Below are 19038 nucleotides of genomic sequence, written 5' to 3'. Positions count from 1 at the left end.
GTAGTCGGCGTGGCCGGGGCAATCAACGTGGGCATAGTGACGGTTAGCCGTCTCGTACTCGACGTGTGCCGTCGAGATGGTGATGCCGCGTGCCTTTTCTTCCGGAGCAGCGTCGATCTGGTCGTACGCCTTGAACTCGCCGAAGTACTTCGTGATCGCTGCCGTCAGAGACGTCTTGCCGTGGTCAACGTGGCCGATCGTGCCGATGTTAACGTGCGGCTTGTTGCGCTCAAATTTGCTCTTTGCCATTTAGGCTCTCCATTCTTGCAAGTCCGCGAGGGACTTAATTCTTGTTATCGGTCAATTGGTATTCCGGTCACTTCTGACCGGAATACTTTGCCTGGATCTCGGTTGCGACGTTCGACGGGACCGGCGCGTAGTGATCGAAGGTCATCGTGTACTGGGCGCGGCCCTGCGACATGGAGCGCAGGTTGTCGACGTACTTGAACATGTTGGCCAGCGGGACGTTCGCGTTGATGACAACAGCGATACCGCGGCTTTCCTGACCCTGGATCTGACCACGGCGGGAGTTCAGGTCGCCGATAACGTCGCCGACGTAATCTTCCGGCGTTACGACTTCGACCTTCATCATCGGCTCGAGGAGCTGAGCACCGGCTTCGCGGGCAGCTTCACGGAAGCATGCGCGGGAAGCGATTTCGAAGGCCAGAACCGAGGAGTCGACGTCGTGGAAGGCGCCGTCGATGAGGGTCGCCTTGACGCCCAGCATCGGGAAGCCAGCCAGCGGGCCGGAAGACAGAACGCTTTCGATACCCTTCTGAACGCCCGGGATGTATTCCTTCGGAACAGAACCGCCGACGATCTTGGACTCGAACTTGAAGTCTTCGCCATCGGGGTTCGGTTCGAAGATGATCTTGACGCGTGCGAACTGACCGGTACCACCCGACTGCTTCTTGTGGGTGTAGTCCTTTTCCGTCTGACGGGTAATCGTCTCGCGGTAAGCAACCTGCGGAGCACCAACGGTCGCTTCGACCTTGAACTCGCGACGCATGCGGTCGACGAGAATGTCGAGGTGAAGTTCGCCCATGCCGGCGATGATCGTCTGACCGGATTCCTGGTCAGTCTTCACGCGGAAGGACGGGTCTTCAGCAGCCAGACGGTTGAGCGCGAGGCCCATCTTTTCCTGGTCGCCCTTGGTCTTCGGCTCGATCGCGATCTGGATGACCGGCTCGGGGAATTCCATGCGCTCGAGGATAACCGGCTTCAGCGGATCGCAGAGCGTATCGCCTGTGGTGGTTTCCTTGAGGCCGGCGAGAGCAACGATGTCGCCTGCGAAGGCTTCTTCGATGTCTTCACGCGAGTTCGAGTGCATCTGCAGCATACGGCCGACGCGCTCGCGCTTGTCCTTGACCGTGTTCATGACCGACGCGCCCTTTTCGAGCTTGCCGGAGTAGATGCGAGCGAAGGTCAGCGAACCGACGAAGGGGTCGTTCATGATCTTGAACGCGAGCATGGAAAGCGGCTCGTTGTCGTCAGCATGACGTTCGATTTCGGCTTCGGTCTTGAAGTCGATACCCTTGATTGCCGGGATGTCCATCGGCGACGGCAGGTAGTCGACAACAGCGTCGAGCAGCGGCTGAACGCCCTTGTTCTTGAAGGCAGTGCCGCAGAACATCGGGTGGAACTTGACGTCGATCGTGCCGCGACGGACGAGCGCGCGGATCTGGTCGTTGTCGGGCATGGTGCCTTCGAGGTAGGCTTCCATCGCGGCTTCGTCGATCTCGACAACGGTCTCGATCAGCTTTTCGCGATATTCGGCAGCCTTTTCCTTCAGGTCGTCGGGGATTTCGACGACGTCCCACTGAGCGCCGAGCGACTCGTCGCGCCAGATGAGAGCGTTCATCTCGATCAGATCGACAACGCCCTTGAAGTCGCTTTCAGCGCCGATCGGGAGCTGCATGACGACTGCGGTGGCGCCGAGACGGGTCTTGATCATTTCTACCGAGCGGTAGAAGTCAGCACCGGTCTTGTCCATCTTGTTGCAGAAGATCATACGCGGAACGTTGTACTTCTCAGCCTGACGCCAGACGGTTTCCGTCTGCGGCTCTACGCCTGCGTTGGCATCGAGAAGGGCAACAGCACCGTCGAGAACGCGCAGCGAACGTTCGACTTCGATGGTGAAGTCGACGTGGCCGGGAGTGTCGATGATGTTGAAGCGACGCATCTTGCCGTCGCGACCCTTCCAGAAGGTCGTGGTCGCAGCGGACGTGATCGTGATGCCACGCTCCTGCTCCTGCTCCATCCAGTCCATCGTGGCGGCGCCATCGTGCACTTCGCCGATCTTGTGCGACTTGCCGGTGTAGTAAAGGATACGCTCGGTCGTCGTCGTCTTGCCGGCGTCGATGTGCGCCATGATACCGAAATTACGGTAGTCTTCGATTTTATATTCGCGAGCCATAATGGACTGCCTTTCGGGAACCGTTCGGGATTACCAGCGATAATGCGAGAACGCACGGTTGGCATCAGCCATCTTGTGCGTGTCTTCGCGCTTCTTGACGGCGCTACCACGGTTGTTGGATGCATCGAGAAGCTCGCCGGAAAGGCGATCGACCATCGTCGTCTCATTGCGCTTGCGAGCGGCAGTGATCAGCCAGCGAATTGCGAGGGCCTGGCGACGCTCGGGGCGAACATCGACCGGAACCTGGTACGTAGCACCACCAACGCGGCGCGAACGGACTTCTACGTGCGGAGCAATGTTGTCGAGGGCGGCGTGGAAAACAACCAGCGGCTCCTGCTTCGACTTGTTCTGCACGGAGTCAAATGCGCCGTAAACAATGCTTTCAGCGACGGACTTCTTGCCGTCAAGCATGATTGCATTCATGAACTTGGTGACGATGAGATCGCCGAACTTGGGGTCCGGGTTGATCTCGCGCTTTTCTGCTCTGTGACGTCTGGACATACTTCTCGTCTCTTAACCGTTAAGGCGCTTTATCACGCGGAGGACCTCACGCAGCGCCGAATTTACAAAAAGTCCGAATTACTTCGGACGCTTCGCACCGTACTTGGAGCGGCGCTGCTTGCGGTTCTTGACACCCTGGGTATCGAGAACGCCGCGGATGATGTGGTAACGAACACCTGGCAAGTCCTTCACGCGGCCGCCACGGATCATGACGACAGAGTGTTCCTGCAGGTTGTGACCTTCGCCAGGAATGTAGCCGATGACTTCGAAGCCATTGGTCAGACGGATCTTGGCAACCTTACGGAGAGCCGAGTTCGGCTTCTTCGGGGTCGTGGTGTAGACGCGGGTGCAAACACCACGCTTCTGCGGGTTTTCCTGCAGAGCAGGAACCTTGTTACGCTTTACGTTTGGCTGGCGCGGCTTGCGGATCAGCTGGTTTACGGTAGGCATTCAACCATCCCTTACGTTTAAATCTCAAACCCTTGCGGGCGTAACTCACGCCGTCTCCGGCAAGATCACACGCCTGTCTCAATGCGCAAAACGTGGCCCGATCTGTTTTCGCAGATGGACCACAAAGAGCAGAGGACGCAAAAGAAATGCGTCATGCGTGCAGGCAACATATCTTCAACGTGCGTTTCGAACCTTGTTTGAGGTGATATCGAGGGCGTGTCGCCCCAGATGGCCATGCCTCACATGGGTTCCGATGGCGCGGGTACTACTGGTTTCCCGTCGCCTCGTCAAGGCTGTTAACAAATAATCTTCCCGAGAAGGCCTTGAAACGCGGCCTTTTGGCCGTCGTTCGGACCTTTTAGACAAAATCGCGTGCGGTGGCCAAGATAAACTTGGGCATTGCAGCGAAAGCGGCTAAGGAATCAGAGATTGCAGAGGCCAAGTGCCTAAAATGAGATTCAAATCTCGAATCGAAGGACGAAGAATGATTACCAGCCCGGACAACGACAACAACAACGAAGGCCCGATGGTCTTCATCATCATCGGCAAGGGTTATGAGACCGATGGCAGCGAAGGTGTCGATCTGCACATCATGCTGAAGGCGGCCGACGACGACAGCGCGGTTCGCGAGGCGCTGAACGCGTTGTCCGAGGAAGGTTTCATCGAGGCCGACCTCGACCAGATCGGCATGCTGACCGACATTCCAGAAGAAGAGCCGCACGCATCCGCCTACAAGGGCGCGGTCGAAGGCGAAGTCGCGATCATCCGCTTCAGCTGAGCCGAGATGATGGAGCCGGATGCGCTGAAAGTGCTGATCTATGCCACTTGGCGCGGCCGGCTTCTCGTTTTCGACGAACCGGACTTTCCCGACGTGCTCTGGCAGGTGCCGGGCGGAACCGTCGAAGCCGGCGAAGATATCGCCGAGGCGGCGCTGCGGGAATTCTCCGAGGAAACCGGCCTTGCGCCATCAGCTCCCCTCACCCCGCTTGCCGTCCATGACTACCGGTTTTCGCTGAAGATCGGCGGTATCGCCTGGCATCGCCGGCACTATTTTCATGTCGAGCTCGACGATCACCACCCGGAGACATGGCTGCACCATGAGCTGACGCCGTTCGGAGGCGGCGATCCGATCCAGTTTCGCTTCTTCTGGATCGATCTTGCGCAGGCAAAAGCCCGGCTGGGCTATGGCATGGAGCACTGCCTGCCGCTCATCGGCTGACCGCCGCGCCCTTCCCGCTCCCCACCTTCATATCCTGAAACGAAAAAACCGCCCGGATTGCTCCGGGCGGTTTTCAATTCTTGGTATCCGGTCTTGCGACCCGGGCGCCGATTACTCGGCGGCCGGTGCGCTTTCGCCAGCCAGATCCTGAAGCATCGGAGTCGCGACATCGGCGCCCGTGCCCTTGCGGCGTTCTTCGAGGATTAGCTCGTCGCGCGAAGTCGCGATACGGCGGATCTGGGTCATCGTGCCACCGGTACCAGCCGGGATGAGGCGGCCGACGATGACGTTTTCCTTCAGACCCTGCAGGCCGTCGGTCTTGCCGGCGATCGCAGCTTCCGTCAGCACCTTCGTCGTTTCCTGGAAGGAAGCGGCGGAGATGAAGGACGGCGTCTGCAGCGATGCCTTGGTGATACCGAGCAGAACTGGCTCGCCATAGGCAGGCTTCTTGCCCTGTTCGATCAGGCCGTCGTTGACGTCTTCGAGCTCGATACGGTCGACGTTGTCGCCGACGATATAGGTCGAGTCGCCTGCATCGGTGATTTCCACCTTCTGCAGCATCTGACGGACAATCACTTCGATGTGCTTGTCGTTGATGACAACGCCCTGCAGACGATAGACTTCCTGGATTTCGTTGACCAGGTACGAAGCCAGAGCTTCGACGCCCTTGATCGCCAGGATGTCGTGCGGCGCGGGGTTACCGTCGAGGATGTAGTCACCCTTTTCGATATAGTCACCTTCCATCAGGTGGAACGGCTTGCCCTTCGGGATCAGGTACTCGACCGGCTCGACGCCGTCTTCCGCCGGCTCGATGATGACGCGACGCTTGTTCTTGTAGTCGCGGCCGAGGCGGATCGTACCATCGATCTCAGCGATGATGGCGTGGTCCTTCGGACGACGAGCTTCGAACAGTTCGGCAACACGCGGCAGACCACCGGTGATGTCCTTGGTCTTGGCGCTTTCCAGTGGCGAACGTGCAAGCACGTCACCCTGGGAAACCTTCTGACCAGGCTCGACCGACAGGATCGCGTCAACCGACAGCTGGAAGCGGGCATCAGCACCGCGCGGCAGCTTCATGACGCTACCGCTCGCGTCCATGATGACGATCGACGGCTTGAGATCCGAACCGCGCGGGGTCGAACGCCAGTCGATAACCTGGCGCTTGGTGATACCCGTGGATTCGTCGGTCGCTTCGAGAACGGAGAGACCATCGACGACGTCTTCAAACTGAACAGTACCCGAGACTTCCGTCATCATCGGACGGGTGTACGGATCCCACTCGGCCAGACGCTGACCGCGCTTGACCTTGTCGCCATCATCGACGTGCAGCTTCGAACCGTAGGCGACGCGCTGCGAAGAGCGTTCGACGCCACGCTCGTCGAGAATGGTGACCGCCATGTTGCGGCCCATTGCGACGAGAACGCCGTCAGAGTTGCGCAGCAGGTTGCGGTTCTTCATCTGCACGGTACCTTCGTACGATGCTTCGAGGAACGACTGGTCGACCACGTTCGCCGTGCCACCAAGGTGGAACGTACGCATGGTGAGCTGCGTGCCCGGTTCACCGATCGACTGTGCGGCGATGACGCCAACGGCTTCACCCATGTTCACAGGTGTACCGCGGGCAAGGTCACGACCGTAGCAGATCGAGCAAACGCCGGTCTGAACTTCGCAGGTCAGTGCCGAACGGATACGGATCGACTGGATACCAGCCTTCTCGATCTCGATGACATCGGGCTCGAGGATCATCTTGCCGGCATCGACGATACGTTCGCCGGTGACCGGATGATCGATATCGTCGAGCGCAGTACGACCGAGAACGCGAACGCCGATCGACGCCACGACCTGACCGGCATCGACGATGGCAGTCATGGTGAGGCCCTTGTCGGTGCCGCAATCCACGAGGTTGACGATGCAATCCTGCGCGACGTCGACGAGACGACGGGTCAGGTAACCGGAGTTAGCCGTCTTCAGAGCGGTGTCTGCGAGACCCTTACGGGCGCCGTGGGTCGAGTTGAAGTACTCGTTAACGGTCAGACCTTCCTTGAAGTTCGACGTGATCGGCGTTTCGATGATTTCACCCGACGGCTTGGCCATCAGGCCGCGCATGCCGCCCAGCTGACGCATCTGGTTCGGAGAACCACGGGCACCCGAGTGCGACATCATGTAGATGGCGTTCATCTGCTTCTGGCGACCCGTTTCCGGATCGAACTCGACGGCCTTAATGCGGGCCATCATGTCCTCGGCGACCTTTTCGGTTGCCTTGCCCCAAGCGTCAACGACCTTGTTGTACTTCTCGCCCTGAGTGATCAGGCCGTCGTTGTACTGCTGCTCGTATTCCTTGACCAGATTTTCGGTGTCGCCGACGATCTTCGCCTTCGAGTCCGGGATAACCATGTCGTCCTTGCCGAACGAAATGCCGGCGCGGCAGGCGTGGGTGAAGCCGAGCTGCATGATGCGGTCGCAGAAAATGACCGTGTCCTTCTGGCCGCAATGACGGTAGACCGTGTCGATCATCTTGGAGATGTTCTTCTTGGTCATTTCCTGGTTGCAGATGTCGAAGGTCACCTTGCCGTTCTTCGGCAGGAGTTCGCCGATGAGCAGACGGCCAGGTGTCGTTTCGTAGATCTTCGAGTAGGGCTTGCCATCCTCGTCGATCGACTTGAAGCGGCCGCGGATCTTGGAGTGCAGCGTCACGACCTTGTTTTCAAGCGCGTGATGCAGTTCGCCCAGATCAGAGAAGGCCATGCCTTCGCCCGGCTCGTTCTGGTTCATGATCGCGAGGTAGTACAGGCCGAGAACCATGTCCTGCGACGGAACGATGATCGGTGCACCGTTTGCCGGGTGCAGGATGTTGTTCGTCGACATCATCAGGACGCGGGCTTCGAGCTGGGCTTCGAGCGACAGCGGCACGTGAACGGCCATCTGGTCACCGTCGAAGTCGGCGTTGAAGGCCGTGCAGACGAGCGGGTGCAGCTGGATAGCCTTGCCTTCGACCAGGATCGGTTCGAAGGCCTGGATGCCCAGGCGGTGCAGCGTCGGTGCGCGGTTCAGCAGAACCGGATGCTCGCGGATGACCTCGTCGAGGATATCCCAGACTTCCGGCTTTTCCTTTTCAACCAGCTTCTTGGCCTGCTTGACGGTCGAGGAGTAACCCTTGGCGTCAAGGCGGGCGTAGATGAACGGCTTGAACAGCTCGAGCGCCATTTTCTTCGGCAGACCGCACTGGTGCAGCTTCAGTTCCGGACCGGTCACGATGACCGAACGGCCGGAATAGTCGACGCGCTTGCCGAGCAGGTTCTGACGGAAGCGGCCCTGCTTGCCCTTGAGCATGTCGGACAGCGACTTCAGCGGACGCTTGTTGGCGCCGGTGATGACGCGGCCACGGCGGCCGTTGTCGAACAGCGCGTCCACAGATTCCTGCAGCATGCGCTTTTCGTTACGGATGATGATGCCCGGAGCGCGCAGTTCGATCAGGCGCTTCAGACGGTTGTTACGGTTGATGACGCGGCGGTACAGGTCGTTCAAGTCGGACGTCGCGAAACGGCCGCCATCGAGCGGAACCAGCGGGCGCAGGTCCGGCGGGATGACCGGGACGACCTTCATGATCATCCATTCCGGACGGTTGCCGGATTCCATGAAGTTCTCGACGATCTTCAGGCGCTTCATCAGCTTCTTCTGCTTGAGATCCGACGTGGTGTCGGCCAGATCCGAGCGCAGGTCGCCCGCGATTTTCTCAAGATTCATCGATGCCAGCATTTCGAAGATGGCTTCAGCGCCGATCATGGCGGTGAACTGATCTTCGCCGTACTCGTCGACGGCCAGCATGTATTCTTCTTCCGTCAGGAGCTGGTGCTCCTTGAGCGCGGTGAGGCCCGGCTCGGTGACGATGTAGTGTTCGAAGTAGAGAACGCGCTCCACATCCTTCAGCGTCATGTCGAGCAGCGTCGAGATGCGCGAAGGAAGCGACTTCAGGAACCAGATGTGGGCAACGGGAGCGGCGAGCTCGATGTGGCCCATACGCTCACGGCGAACGCGCGACAGCGTGACTTCGACGCCGCACTTTTCGCAGATGATGCCCTTGTACTTCATGCGCTTGTACTTGCCGCACAAGCATTCGTAGTCCTTGATCGGTCCGAAGATGCGGGCGCAGAACAGACCATCGCGTTCAGGCTTGAACGTACGATAGTTGATCGTTTCCGGCTTCTTGATCTCACCATAAGACCAGGAGAGAATCTTCTCCGGAGACGCAATCGAGATCCGGATGGAATCGAAATTCTGCGCAGGCACCTGCGGATTGAAAAGATTCATGACCTCTTGGTTCATGCCTGTCTCCTTCATGGGCTGAAAGCCCTCAAACTGCGATGATCAGCGGCAAATCCCGGGCGCCGCGCCATCGCGAAAAAACGACAATAACCGCAGAATGCGGCGAAATCGTCCCTTCCCGGCCAACACGTTACGGGGCCAGAGCTGGGACGGTGCGCGCTACATGGCAGCGCGCACCCTATCAGGTGGTTACTCGGCGGCGTCCGGCAACTGGCCGGTCTGCTGCTCGTCAACCTTCGAGTTCTCGAGCTCGACGGAAAGACCCAGAGAGCGCATTTCCTTGACGAGAACGTTGAAGCTTTCGGGAATACCCGCTTCGAACGTGTCGTCGCCACGGACGATGGCTTCGTAGACCTTGGTACGGCCGGCGACGTCGTCCGACTTGACCGTGAGCATTTCCTGCAGCGTGTAAGCCGCACCGTATGCTTCCAGAGCCCAGACTTCCATTTCCCCGAAGCGCTGACCGCCGAACTGCGCCTTGCCGCCCAGCGGCTGCTGGGTAACGAGCGAGTAAGGACCGATCGAACGAGCGTGGATCTTGTCGTCAACCAAGTGGTTGAGCTTGATCATGTACATGTAGCCGACGGTGACCTTGCGGTCGAAGGGCTCGCCCGTGCGGCCGTCGTACAGAACCGACTGACCACTTTCGTGCAGACCTGCCTTCTTCAGCATCGAGGCAACGTCAGGCTCATGCGCACCGTCGAAGACCGGCGTTGCGATGGAGACACCACGGCGGGACTGCTCGGCCAGCTTGACCAGCGCGTCGTCGTCGAAGTGGGCGACTTCATCCTTGGCCTGCGAAGCGTAGACATCCGTCAGCTCCGTCTTCAGGTCGGTGATGTCCATCGTCTTGCGGTATTCGTCGAGCAGCTCGCCGATCTTCTTACCCATGCCGGCGCAAGCCCAGGCAAGGTGGGTTTCGAGGATCTGACCGACGTTCATGCGCGAAGGCACGCCCAGCGGGTTCAAGCAGATGTCGACATGCGTGCCGTCTTCGAGGAACGGCATGTCTTCGACAGGCACGATACGCGAGACAACGCCCTTGTTACCGTGACGGCCGGCCATCTTGTCGCCCGGCTGGATCTTGCGCTTCACAGCGACGAAGACCTTGACCATCTTCATGACGCCAGGAGGCATTTCGTCGCCGCGCTGGACCTTCTCGACCTTGTCCATGAAGCGCTGTTCAAGGCGCGACTTGGATTCGTCGTACTGGCCACGCAGAGCTTCGAGCTCGGACTGAACCTTCTCGTCTTCGACGGCGAACATCCACCACTGCGAGCGGGGATATTCGGAGACGACGGCGTTGGCCAGCTCGGTGCCCTTCTTGAAGCCCTTCGGACCTGCGATGGCAACCTGGCCACGCAGCATGTCGATCAGACGGCCGTAGACGTTACGGTCGAGGATCGCCTGCTCGTCGTCGCGGTCCTTTGCAAGACGCTCGATCTCTTCGCGCTCGATAGCCATCGCGCGCTCGTCCTTTTCAACGCCGTGGCGGTTGAAAACGCGAACTTCGACGATCGTGCCGTAGGTGCCCGGAGGCATGCGCATGGAGGTGTCGCGAACGTCGGACGCCTTTTCACCGAAGATGGCGCGCAGAAGCTTTTCTTCCGGCGTCATCGGGCTTTCGCCCTTCGGCGTGATCTTGCCGACGAGGATGTCGCCCGGCTGAACTTCAGCACCGATGTAGACGATACCTGCTTCGTCGAGGTTCTTCAGCGCTTCTTCCGAAACGTTCGGAATGTCGCGCGTGATTTCTTCCGGACCAAGCTTGGTGTCGCGGGCCATCACTTCGAATTCTTCGATGTGGATGGAGGTGAACACGTCGTCAGCGACGATGCGTTCCGACATCAGGATCGAGTCTTCGTAGTTGTAACCGTTCCACGGCATGAACGCGACGAGCGCGTTGCGGCCGAGTGCCAGGTCGCCCAAGTCCGTCGACGGGCCGTCAGCGAGAATGTCGCCGCGGTTGATGACGTCACCAACGGTGACCAGCGGGCGCTGGTTGACGCAGGTGTTCTGGTTCGAACGCTGGAACTTCTGCAGACGGTAGATGTCAACACCGGACTTGCCGGCGTCGAGGTCTTCCGTCGCGCGGATAACGATACGCGTCGCATCGACCTGGTCGACCACACCGCCACGGCGAGCGCCGATGGCAGCGCCGGAGTCGCGGGCAACGATCGGCTCCATGCCGGTGCCGACGAACGGAGCTTCAGCGCGCAGCAGAGGCACGGCCTGACGCTGCATGTTCGAGCCCATGAGAGCGCGGTTGGCGTCGTCGTTTTCCAGGAACGGGATGAGAGCGGCTGCGACCGAAACGACCTGCTTCGGCGAAACGTCCATCAGGTTCATGCTGTCGCGCGGAGCGAGCATAACTTCGCCGGCGTGACGGCAAACGACGAATTCGTCAACGAACGAGCCGTCGGAACCGAGTTCAGCGTTGGCCTGAGCGACGTAGTACTTCGCCTCTTCCATTGCGGAGAGGTAAAGAACGTCGTTCGTGACCTTGCCGTCAACGATGCGGCGGTACGGCGATTCAATGAAGCCGTACTTGTTGACGCGTGCGAACGTCGCCAACGAGTTGATCAGACCGATGTTCGGGCCTTCCGGCGTTTCGATCGGGCAAATACGGCCGTAGTGCGTCGGGTGAACGTCGCGGACTTCGAAGCCTGCGCGCTCGCGGGTCAGACCACCCGGGCCAAGAGCCGAGAGACGGCGCTTGTGGGTGATTTCCGAAAGCGGGTTCACCTGGTCCATGAACTGCGACAGCTGCGAGGAGCCGAAGAATTCGCGGACGGCAGCTGCTGCCGGCTTGGCGTTGATCAGGTCCTGCGGCATGACCGTGTCGATTTCGATCGAGGACATACGTTCCTTGATCGCGCGCTCCATGCGGAGCAGGCCGAGACGGTACTGGTTTTCCATCAGTTCGCCGACGGAGCGAACGCGACGGTTGCCGAGGTTGTCGATGTCGTCGATCTCGCCCTTGCCGTCGCGCAGTTCGACGAGCATCTTGACCACGGCCAGGATGTCGTCCTTGCGCAGGACACGGACGGTGTCTTCGACTTCGAGGTCGAGACGCATGTTCATCTTGACGCGACCAACGGCCGACAGGTCGTAACGCTCGGCGTCGAAGAACAGCGAGTTGAACATCGCTTCGGCCGATTCCATGGTCGGCGGTTCACCCGGACGCATGACGCGGTAGATGTCGAACAGAGCGTCCTGACGGTTCTCGTTCTTGTCGGCGTTCAGCGTGTTGCGGATGTAGGCGCCGACATTGATGTGGTCGATGCCGAGAACCGGGATCTCTTCGAAGCCGTGCGACAGGATGACGGCGAGCGACTTCTCGTCGATTTCGTCGCCTGCCTCGAGGTAGATTTCACCCGTCGAGTAGTTGACGATGTCTTCGGCGAGGAAGTTGCCGTACAGGTCTTCGTCGGTCGCCTGCAGAGCCCTGAGGCCCTTTTCAGACAGCTGACGGAGCAGACGCGGGGTCAGCTTCTTGCCGCCTTCGACGACGACTTCGCCGGTGTCGGCGTCGATCATGTCGCTGATCGTCTTCGCACCCTTGAGGGTCTCCGGCGTAAACGGAATGCGCCAGCCCTTGCCGTCACGAACATAGTCGGACTTGGTGTAGAAGGTCGACAGGATTTCTTCGCCGTCCATGCCGAGCGCCATCAGCAGCGACGTTACCGGCAGCTTGCGGCGACGGTCGATACGGGCGTAGACGATGTCCTTGGCGTCGAATTCGATATCGAGCCAGGAACCGCGATAAGGGATGACGCGAGCAGCGAACAGCAGCTTGCCGGACGAGTGGCTCTTGCCCTTGTCGTGATCGAAGAACACGCCCGGCGAACGGTGCATCTGAGACACGATAACGCGCTCGGTGCCGTTGACGATGAACGTGCCGTTATTGGTCATGAGCGGCATGTCGCCCATGTAAACCGACTGTTCCTTGATGTCCTTGATCGACTTCGCGCCCGTATCTTCATCGATATCGAACACGATCAGACGGAGAGTAACCTTCAGCGGCGCGGCGTAGGTCAGGTCGCGCTGGCGGCATTCATCGACGTCGAACTTCGGCGGTTCGAACTCGTAGGACACGAATTCCAGCATCGAAGCGCCGGAGAAATCCGTGATCGGGAATACGGACTTGAAAACCGACTGAAGGCCCTCGTCAGGGCGACCGCCCTTGGGCTCTTCAACCATCAAAAATTGGTCATAGGATGCCTTCTGAACCTCGATGAGGTTCGGCATTTCCGTGACTTCTGGGATCTTACCGAAAAACTTGCGTACGCGCCTACGACCATTGAACGAAAGGGTCTGAGCCATCGTCGCTCCTTCAAAATTGCATCCGGGCCTGCAACGGACGGGAACCGATGGCCAGTCGACCCCGTCAAGCAATGTGCGCTTCAAACTCGTCTCACTTCCCGAAATCACGAGGCCGGATTGCCTGCGCGTCTCGGTTCGAGACCATCCTCTTGAAGAACCCATTACCCAAAAGCCGTTTTCACGCGGCTTTTGGGTAATTCGTTCCGGGAAACGGCAAATGGGAGGCCGGAAATCCAGCCTCCCAGATGCAGTTCAAGATTACTTAACGTCGACCTTAGCGCCGGCGTCTTCAAGCTTCTTCTTGATGTCGGCAGCTTCAGCCTTGGAAACAGCTTCCTTGACAGCCTTCGGAGCGGCTTCAACGAGGTCCTTAGCTTCCTTCAGGCCGAGGCCCGTGATAGCGCGAACTTCCTTGATGACGTTGATCTTGTTAGCGCCGGCGTCAGCCAGGATAACGTCGAACTCGGTCTTTTCTTCTTCAGCAGCAGCCGGAGCAGCGCCACCGCCAGCAGCAGCAACTGCTACCGGAGCAGCAGCGGAAACGCCCCACTTTTCTTCGAGAAGCTTGGACAGTTCTGCAGCTTCCAGAACGGTCAGCGAGGAGAGGTCGTCTACGATCTTTGCGAGATCAGCCATTGTATCAATTCCTTATGTTCGGTTCGAACCGGTTGTTTATAAACAGCAAAAAACCGCCTTATGCGGCTTCGTCCTTCTTGGCGTAAGCCGAGAACACGCGAGCAAGCTGGCTTGCCGGTGCCTGAACAACGCCTGCGATGCGGGTAGCCGGAGTCTGGATCATGCCCAGCAGCTTCGCGCGCAGTTCGTCCAACGAAGGCAGGGTCGCAAGCGACTTGACTGCTTCTGCGTTGAGCGTCGTTGTCCCCATGGCGCCGCCCAAAACAACGATCTTATCGTTGGTCTTGGCGAAATCCACGACGACTTTCGGAGCGGTGATCGGGTCATTGCTGTATGCAATGAGCGTCTGACCGTTGAAGAGACCAGAGATCCCTTCCGCTTCCGTACCCTGAAGGGCGATTTTGGCCAGGCGGTTCTTCGCGACTTTGACGGTACCGCCAGCTGCGCGCATCTTGGAACGGAAGTCGTTCATCTGCGCGACTGTAGCACCAGCATAGTGGGCCACGACAACCGAGCCCGAAGCCTTGAAGACTTCGTTCAGTTCCGTGACGAATTCGCGTTTTTCCGCTCTTTCCACTGCCTATCTCCAGTAGATGAGACCGTGACCGGCCCCATCGGGTTGCCTTTGCCTCCTGAGATCACGAATGATCCCAAGCGACGCTTGAGGATCCTGTCCCCTCGCGCTCCGCGCCAGAAAGGCTAAGAGGCACAAGGCATCCAAGGTTCGAACCAAATCGATGAAGCGAAGCTTCAAAAATTCGGGCCTTACCCGTCTCATGCAGGCCAAGTGATTAAGGGAAAACCACCTGCAATCTCGGACAGGATTCCGGATTTCTCCGGAATATCCCGGCCTCTTGCGAGGCCGGAATCTGATGAGCCGGGCCGAAGCCCGGCGAAACTTTATTAAGCGGCCGTGACCGAAGCGACTTCGATCTTGACGCCCGGGCCCATGGTCGAAGAGATCGCTACGCGCTTGACGTAGTTACCCTTTGCGCCAGCCGGCTTTGCCTTGATGACGGCGTCAGCGAAAGCCTTGATGTTTTCTTCAAGAGCCTTGGCGTCGAACGAAGCCTTGCCGATGCCGGCGTGGACGATACCAGCCTTTTCGACGCGGAACTCGACAGCGCCGCCCTTGGAAGCCTTGACGGCGCCAGCGACGTCCATGGTGACGGTGCCAACCTTCGGGTTCGGCATCATGCCACGCGGGCCGAGAACCTTACCGAGGCGACCGACGAGCGGCATCATGTCCGGGGTCGCGATGCAGCGATCGAAGTCGATCTTGCCGCCCTGAACGATCTCGACGAGATCTTCAGCGCCGACAACGTCAGCACCAGCAGCCTTGGCTTCATCAGCCTTGGCGCCACGTGCGAAGACGGCGACGCGAACGTCACGGCCAGTGCCGTTCGGCAGGTTGACAACGCCGCGAACCATCTGGTCAGCGTGGCGCGGGTCAACACCCAGATTCATCGATACTTCGACGGTTTCGTCGAACTTGGCGACAGCCCGTTCCTTGACCATGCTGATAGCGAGGTCGAGAGCGTAGAGCTTCGTGGGATCAACACCTTCGTTGATCTTCTTGGTGCGCTTGCCTGCCATGGTCTTATCCTACCACTTCCAGGCCCATGGCGCGGGCAGAGCCCTCAATCATCGCCATTGCACCTTCGATATCAGCTGCGTTCAGGTCCTTCATCTTGGCTTCAGCGATCGTCTTGATCTGAGCCTTGGTGAGCTTGCCTGCGGTGGCGCCCTTACCAGGCGTCTTGGAACCGGACGTGATCTTCGCTTCCTTCTTCAGCCAGTAGCTGACCGGAGGCTGCTTCATGACGAAGGTGAAGGACTTGTCCTGGTAGTAGGTGATGACGACCGGGATCGGCATACCCTTTTCCATTTCCTGCGTAGCAGCGTTGAACGCCTTGCAGAATTCCATGATGTTAATGCCACGCTGACCAAGCGCCGGGCCGATTGGCGGGGACGGGTTAGCCGATCCTGCCTTGACCTGAAGCTTGAGCTGGCCTGCAACTTTCTTAGCCATAACTCTCTGCCTTTCACTGACGGCCGGTTGCCCGACCAATAATGCCGGATCGCTCCGGCGGCTGCGGTTGCGTGGTTCGGATTTTAGGACCCGGCTAAGGTGCCCTCACCTTCCACGCGCTTTGCGGCTTTCGCCGCGGAGACATAAGCCGTTGCCGACTTACATCCGAGCTCAGACCTTCTCGACCTGAGCGTATTCCAGTTCGACCGGCGTCGCGCGGCCGAAGATCGACACTTCCACCTTCAGGCGCGAACGCTCTTCGTCCACATCCTGAACCGTGCCATTGAACGATGCGAACGGACCATCGGAAACACGGACCTGCTCGCCGATCTCGAAGCTGACCGAGGACTTCGGACGCTCGACACCTTCCTGAACCTGACCGAGAATACGATCGGCTTCAGAGTCAGGGATCGGAACGGGCCGATTGTCGGAGCCCAGGAAGCCGGTCACCTTCGGCGTGTTCTTGATCAGGTGGTAGGCTTCATCGGTCAGGTTGGCGCGAACCATCACATAACCGGGGAAGAACTTGCGCTCGCTATCGACCTTGCGGCCGCGACGCACCTCAACCACCTTTTCAGTCGGGACGAGAATCTTCTCGAAGAGATGCTCAAGACCCTTCTGACGAGCCTTGTTCTCGATGTCTTCCGCGACCTTCTTTTCAAAATTCGAATACGCGTGGACGATATACCAACGTGCCGCCATCTTATATCTCCGCCCGATCAGTTGCCGATATTGAGCACGAAGCCCAGCAACCAGCCGATCAACTGGTCCGCGGCAAAAAAGAACAGCGCGGCAAAGACAACCATCACAAGCACCATGATCGTCGAGATCATCGTTTCACGGCGCGACGGCCAGGTAACTTTCAACGTTTCCGTGCGAACCTGCTGCAGAAACATAAGCGGATTTGATTTGGATGCCATCGACTGCCCACGCAATTACGGCGCGTAAAGCTGATCATATCAGCCCCACGCACCGCGTGTCTGTTGAACCCCTACATAAACACCGATTCCCCATTAGACAAGAGGGGAACCAAAGTTTAACGAAATTAGCCATGTACGAGCCTCTTGCGAAATGCTGCAGGTTGTCCGCGCTGTTCGTTCAAGGAAATGGCAGGGGCAGAGGGGCTCGAACCCACGGCCTGCGGTTTTGGAGACCGCCGCTCTACCAACTGAGCTATACCCCTTTACGCTTCCCGATCAGCCTGTTGGCGAAACCCGCGACGCAGTGTCGAGAAGCATGGCGCACCCTTTAAGACGCCGAGAGGAGATTGGCAAGTGCGTTTTTCACTTTTTCCCATTCCTCGCGTGCGTACCGAAACGCGTTACAGCTTCACGTATCGGCGCCAGTCGTGCTCCTCGCGAAAGCCTAGCACTTCCCTGATCTTGCGGTTCGACAGGAGGCCTTCGAATTCGCCGATCTCGCGGGTGAACCTGACGTTCGGATAATAGCGCGCAGCGAGCTCCCGCGTCGGCGTGTTGGCCGAGACGGTATCGTTGGCGGCGTTGAACACCTGGAAGCCGAGGCCGTCCTTTTCGATGCAGAGATGGCAGATCTGGCCGAGATCGCGCGCGTCGATATAGCTCCAGGCGATCCGCTTGCGCATTTCGGGATTGGCGAAGTAGGTCGGGAAATTCTCGTATTCGTGCGGCTCGATAACGTTGCCGATTCGCAGCGCATAGATATCGGCGCCGGAGCGCTCGGCAAATGCCCGCGCCGTCTTCTCGTTCAGCACCTTCGACAGGCCGTAGGAATCCATCGGGTTGACGTCGTAGTCCTCATCCAGCGGGAACTGGTGGAAATCGCGATGACCCTCGGCGAAGCAGACGCCATAGGTGGTTTCGCTGGAGGCAACGATGATCTTGCGGACACCGAGCTTCACCGCCGCCTCGATGACGTTGTAGGTGCCCATCGTGTTGATGCGGAAGGTTTCGTTGTCGGGCTTGATCAGAATGCGCGGGATGGCGGCGAAGTGGACCACGGCATCATAGAGAAGAACACCCCTGCCCGCTTCAAGATCCGGAAAGTCGCGATGCATCGAGAGCGCGTTATAGACCTGACCGCTATCGGTGATGTCGACGATCAGATTGGTGACACCAGTGCTATCTAGCGGCACGAGATCGATGTTGTGAACCTCGTAGCCGGCATTAACCAGCCACGGCACGGCATGACGCCCCGCCTTGCCGGAACCACCCGTAAACAGAATGCGCTTCTTCATCCAAGATCCTCCTCCATGGAGTTGGGATAGATAAAGTCTTTGATGGTGAGCGCAAGGCGGCAAAAGAAAAGGCCCCGCTGTTTCCAGCAGGGCCTTCCCTAACTCAAAGCAATCCTAAGGATTACTCGATGATCGAGGCAACGATGCCAGCGCCGACGGTACGGCCGCCTTCGCGGATAGCGAAGCGCAGCTTTTCTTCCATCGCGATCGGAACGATCAGCTCAACGGCAACCGTGACGTTGTCGCCAGGCATAACCATTTCCGTGCCTTCCGGCAGCGAAACGATGCCGGTAACGTCCGTCGTGCGGAAGTAGAACTGCGGACGGTAGTTGGTGAAGAACGGCGTATGACGACCGCCTTCTTCCTTCGTCAGGATGTAGGCTTCAGCCATGAACTTCTTGTGCGGCTTGACAGAGCCCGGCTTGCACAGAATCTGACCACGCTCAACGCCGTCACGGTTAACACCGCGAACCAGAGCACCGATGTTGTCGCCAGCCTGGCCCTGATCGAGCAGCTTGCGGAACATTTCAACGCCGGTAACCGTCGTCTTCGAGGTAGCGCGGATGCCGACGATTTCGACTTCTTCACCAACCTTGACGATGCCGCGCTCAACGCGACCGGTCACAACCGTACCACGACCCGAGATCGAGAACACGTCTTCGATCGGCATCAGGAACGGCTGGTCGATCGGACGCTCAGGCGTCGGGATGTAGGCGTCGACAGCGGCCATCAGTTCGCGAACGGCGTCTTCGCCGATCTTCTTGTCCGAATCGTTGAGAGCGGCCAGAGCCGAACCCTTGACGACAGGAACGTCATCGCCCGGGAAGTCGTAGGACGACAGAAGTTCGCGAACTTCCATCTCGACGAGTTCGAGCAGTTCCGCGTCGTCGACCTGGTCAACCTTGTTGAGGAACACGACC

General features: G+C 58.8%; 16 protein-coding genes and 1 tRNA gene. 2 read left to right on the top strand and 15 right to left on the bottom strand.

Annotated elements, in window-relative coordinates; genetic code table 11:
• The 4 genes from QTL96_RS06760 to rpsL all read right to left on the bottom strand — a co-directional run.
• A partial coding sequence (locus QTL96_RS06760; protein ID WP_289727192.1) for a GTP-binding protein occupies positions 1-249 on the bottom strand: 249 nt, incomplete at its 3' end.
• A 67-nt stretch (positions 250-316) separates the two neighbouring features.
• Positions 317-2416, bottom strand: coding sequence for an elongation factor G (fusA, locus tag QTL96_RS06755; RefSeq protein ID WP_113199659.1), 2100 nt, complete (start codon positions 2414-2416; stop codon positions 317-319).
• Positions 2417-2446: 30 nt separating this feature from the next.
• On the bottom strand, positions 2447-2917 hold the full coding sequence (rpsG, locus tag QTL96_RS06750; protein ID WP_018902682.1) for a 30S ribosomal protein S7: 471 nt from the start codon (positions 2915-2917) through the stop codon (positions 2447-2449).
• Positions 2918-2995: 78 nt separating this feature from the next.
• Positions 2996-3367 carry a 30S ribosomal protein S12 gene (gene rpsL, locus QTL96_RS06745; protein WP_018902683.1) on the bottom strand — a complete coding sequence of 124 codons (372 nt, stop codon included), beginning with the start codon at positions 3365-3367 and terminating at the stop codon, positions 2996-2998.
• Positions 3368-3851: 484 nt separating this feature from the next.
• On the opposite strand from rpsL, the gene QTL96_RS06740 reads away from it, so the two are divergent.
• Both QTL96_RS06740 and QTL96_RS06735 read left to right on the top strand, forming a co-directional pair.
• Positions 3852-4145 (top strand): hypothetical protein, encoded by a 294-nt coding sequence (locus tag QTL96_RS06740; protein WP_018902684.1) that lies wholly within the window; start codon positions 3852-3854, stop codon positions 4143-4145.
• Positions 4146-4154: 9 nt separating this feature from the next.
• The gene (locus tag QTL96_RS06735) at positions 4155-4586 is read left to right on the top strand and encodes an NUDIX domain-containing protein (protein WP_289727194.1); all 432 of its coding nucleotides are present in this window, start codon (positions 4155-4157) and stop codon (positions 4584-4586) included.
• 111 nt (positions 4587-4697) lie between these two features.
• Here QTL96_RS06735 and rpoC read toward each other — a convergent pair whose 3' ends face one another.
• From rpoC to QTL96_RS06680, 11 genes are all read right to left on the bottom strand, one after another.
• The gene (gene rpoC, locus QTL96_RS06730; protein WP_112945137.1) at positions 4698-8909 is read right to left on the bottom strand and encodes a DNA-directed RNA polymerase subunit beta'; all 4212 of its coding nucleotides are present in this window, start codon (positions 8907-8909) and stop codon (positions 4698-4700) included.
• A 189-nt stretch (positions 8910-9098) separates the two neighbouring features.
• On the bottom strand, positions 9099-13235 hold the full coding sequence (rpoB, locus tag QTL96_RS06725) for a DNA-directed RNA polymerase subunit beta (RefSeq protein WP_289727191.1): 4137 nt from the start codon (positions 13233-13235) through the stop codon (positions 9099-9101).
• 258 nt (positions 13236-13493) lie between these two features.
• Complete coding sequence (gene rplL, locus QTL96_RS06720; protein WP_018902688.1) at positions 13494-13871, bottom strand: 50S ribosomal protein L7/L12; 378 nt, start codon at positions 13869-13871, stop codon at positions 13494-13496.
• Positions 13872-13929: 58 nt separating this feature from the next.
• Positions 13930-14448: a 50S ribosomal protein L10 gene (gene rplJ, locus QTL96_RS06715; RefSeq protein ID WP_018902689.1), complete on the bottom strand. Its 519-nt coding sequence runs from the start codon at positions 14446-14448 to the stop codon at positions 13930-13932.
• A 326-nt stretch (positions 14449-14774) separates the two neighbouring features.
• Positions 14775-15467 carry a 50S ribosomal protein L1 gene (gene rplA / locus QTL96_RS06710; RefSeq protein WP_018902690.1) on the bottom strand — a complete coding sequence of 231 codons (693 nt, stop codon included), beginning with the start codon at positions 15465-15467 and terminating at the stop codon, positions 14775-14777.
• A gap of 4 nt (positions 15468-15471) precedes the next feature.
• On the bottom strand, positions 15472-15903 hold the full coding sequence (gene rplK, locus QTL96_RS06705) for a 50S ribosomal protein L11 (protein WP_018902691.1): 432 nt from the start codon (positions 15901-15903) through the stop codon (positions 15472-15474).
• 171 nt (positions 15904-16074) lie between these two features.
• Positions 16075-16605 carry a transcription termination/antitermination protein NusG gene (nusG, locus tag QTL96_RS06700; protein WP_018902692.1) on the bottom strand — a complete coding sequence of 177 codons (531 nt, stop codon included), beginning with the start codon at positions 16603-16605 and terminating at the stop codon, positions 16075-16077.
• Positions 16606-16622: 17 nt separating this feature from the next.
• The gene (secE, locus tag QTL96_RS06695) at positions 16623-16823 is read right to left on the bottom strand and encodes a preprotein translocase subunit SecE (RefSeq protein ID WP_289727193.1); all 201 of its coding nucleotides are present in this window, start codon (positions 16821-16823) and stop codon (positions 16623-16625) included.
• A 187-nt stretch (positions 16824-17010) separates the two neighbouring features.
• A tRNA-Trp gene (locus QTL96_RS06690) sits at positions 17011-17086 on the bottom strand.
• A 138-nt stretch (positions 17087-17224) separates the two neighbouring features.
• Positions 17225-18118, bottom strand: coding sequence for an NAD(P)-dependent oxidoreductase (locus tag QTL96_RS06685; protein ID WP_289727190.1), 894 nt, complete (start codon positions 18116-18118; stop codon positions 17225-17227).
• Positions 18119-18239: 121 nt separating this feature from the next.
• Positions 18240-19038, bottom strand: a 799-nt coding sequence (locus QTL96_RS06680) for an elongation factor Tu (protein WP_289727189.1), incomplete at its 5' end; no start/stop codon positions are given.

Origin of the sequence: Rhizobium sp. S163 (assembly GCF_030380805.1) — a bacterium.
Lineage (GTDB): Bacteria > Pseudomonadota > Alphaproteobacteria > Rhizobiales > Rhizobiaceae > Rhizobium.
This window is presented reverse-complemented; position numbering and strand designations above follow the sequence as displayed.

Excerpts from the sequence above, each read along its gene's own strand:
- fusA (WP_113199659.1), bottom strand. The coding sequence starts at position 2,416 with ATGGCTCGCGAATATAAAATCGAAGACTACCGTAATTTCGGTATCATG.
- rpsG (WP_018902682.1), bottom strand. The coding sequence starts at position 2,917 with ATGTCCAGACGTCACAGAGCAGAAAAGCGCGAGATCAACCCGGACCCC.
- rpsL (WP_018902683.1), bottom strand. The coding sequence starts at position 3,367 with ATGCCTACCGTAAACCAGCTGATCCGCAAGCCGCGCCAGCCAAACGTA.
- QTL96_RS06740 (WP_018902684.1), top strand. The coding sequence starts at position 3,852 with ATGATTACCAGCCCGGACAACGACAACAACAACGAAGGCCCGATGGTC.
- QTL96_RS06735 (WP_289727194.1), top strand. The coding sequence starts at position 4,155 with ATGGAGCCGGATGCGCTGAAAGTGCTGATCTATGCCACTTGGCGCGGC.
- rpoC (WP_112945137.1), bottom strand. The coding sequence starts at position 8,909 with ATGAACCAAGAGGTCATGAATCTTTTCAATCCGCAGGTGCCTGCGCAG.
- rpoB (WP_289727191.1), bottom strand. The coding sequence starts at position 13,235 with ATGGCTCAGACCCTTTCGTTCAATGGTCGTAGGCGCGTACGCAAGTTT.
- rplL (WP_018902688.1), bottom strand. The coding sequence starts at position 13,871 with ATGGCTGATCTCGCAAAGATCGTAGACGACCTCTCCTCGCTGACCGTT.
- rplA (WP_018902690.1), bottom strand. The coding sequence starts at position 15,467 with ATGGCAGGCAAGCGCACCAAGAAGATCAACGAAGGTGTTGATCCCACG.
- rplK (WP_018902691.1), bottom strand. The coding sequence starts at position 15,903 with ATGGCTAAGAAAGTTGCAGGCCAGCTCAAGCTTCAGGTCAAGGCAGGA.
- nusG (WP_018902692.1), bottom strand. The coding sequence starts at position 16,605 with ATGGCGGCACGTTGGTATATCGTCCACGCGTATTCGAATTTTGAAAAG.
- secE (WP_289727193.1), bottom strand. The coding sequence starts at position 16,823 with ATGGCATCCAAATCAAATCCGCTTATGTTTCTGCAGCAGGTTCGCACG.
- QTL96_RS06685 (WP_289727190.1), bottom strand. The coding sequence starts at position 18,118 with ATGAAGAAGCGCATTCTGTTTACGGGTGGTTCCGGCAAGGCGGGGCGT.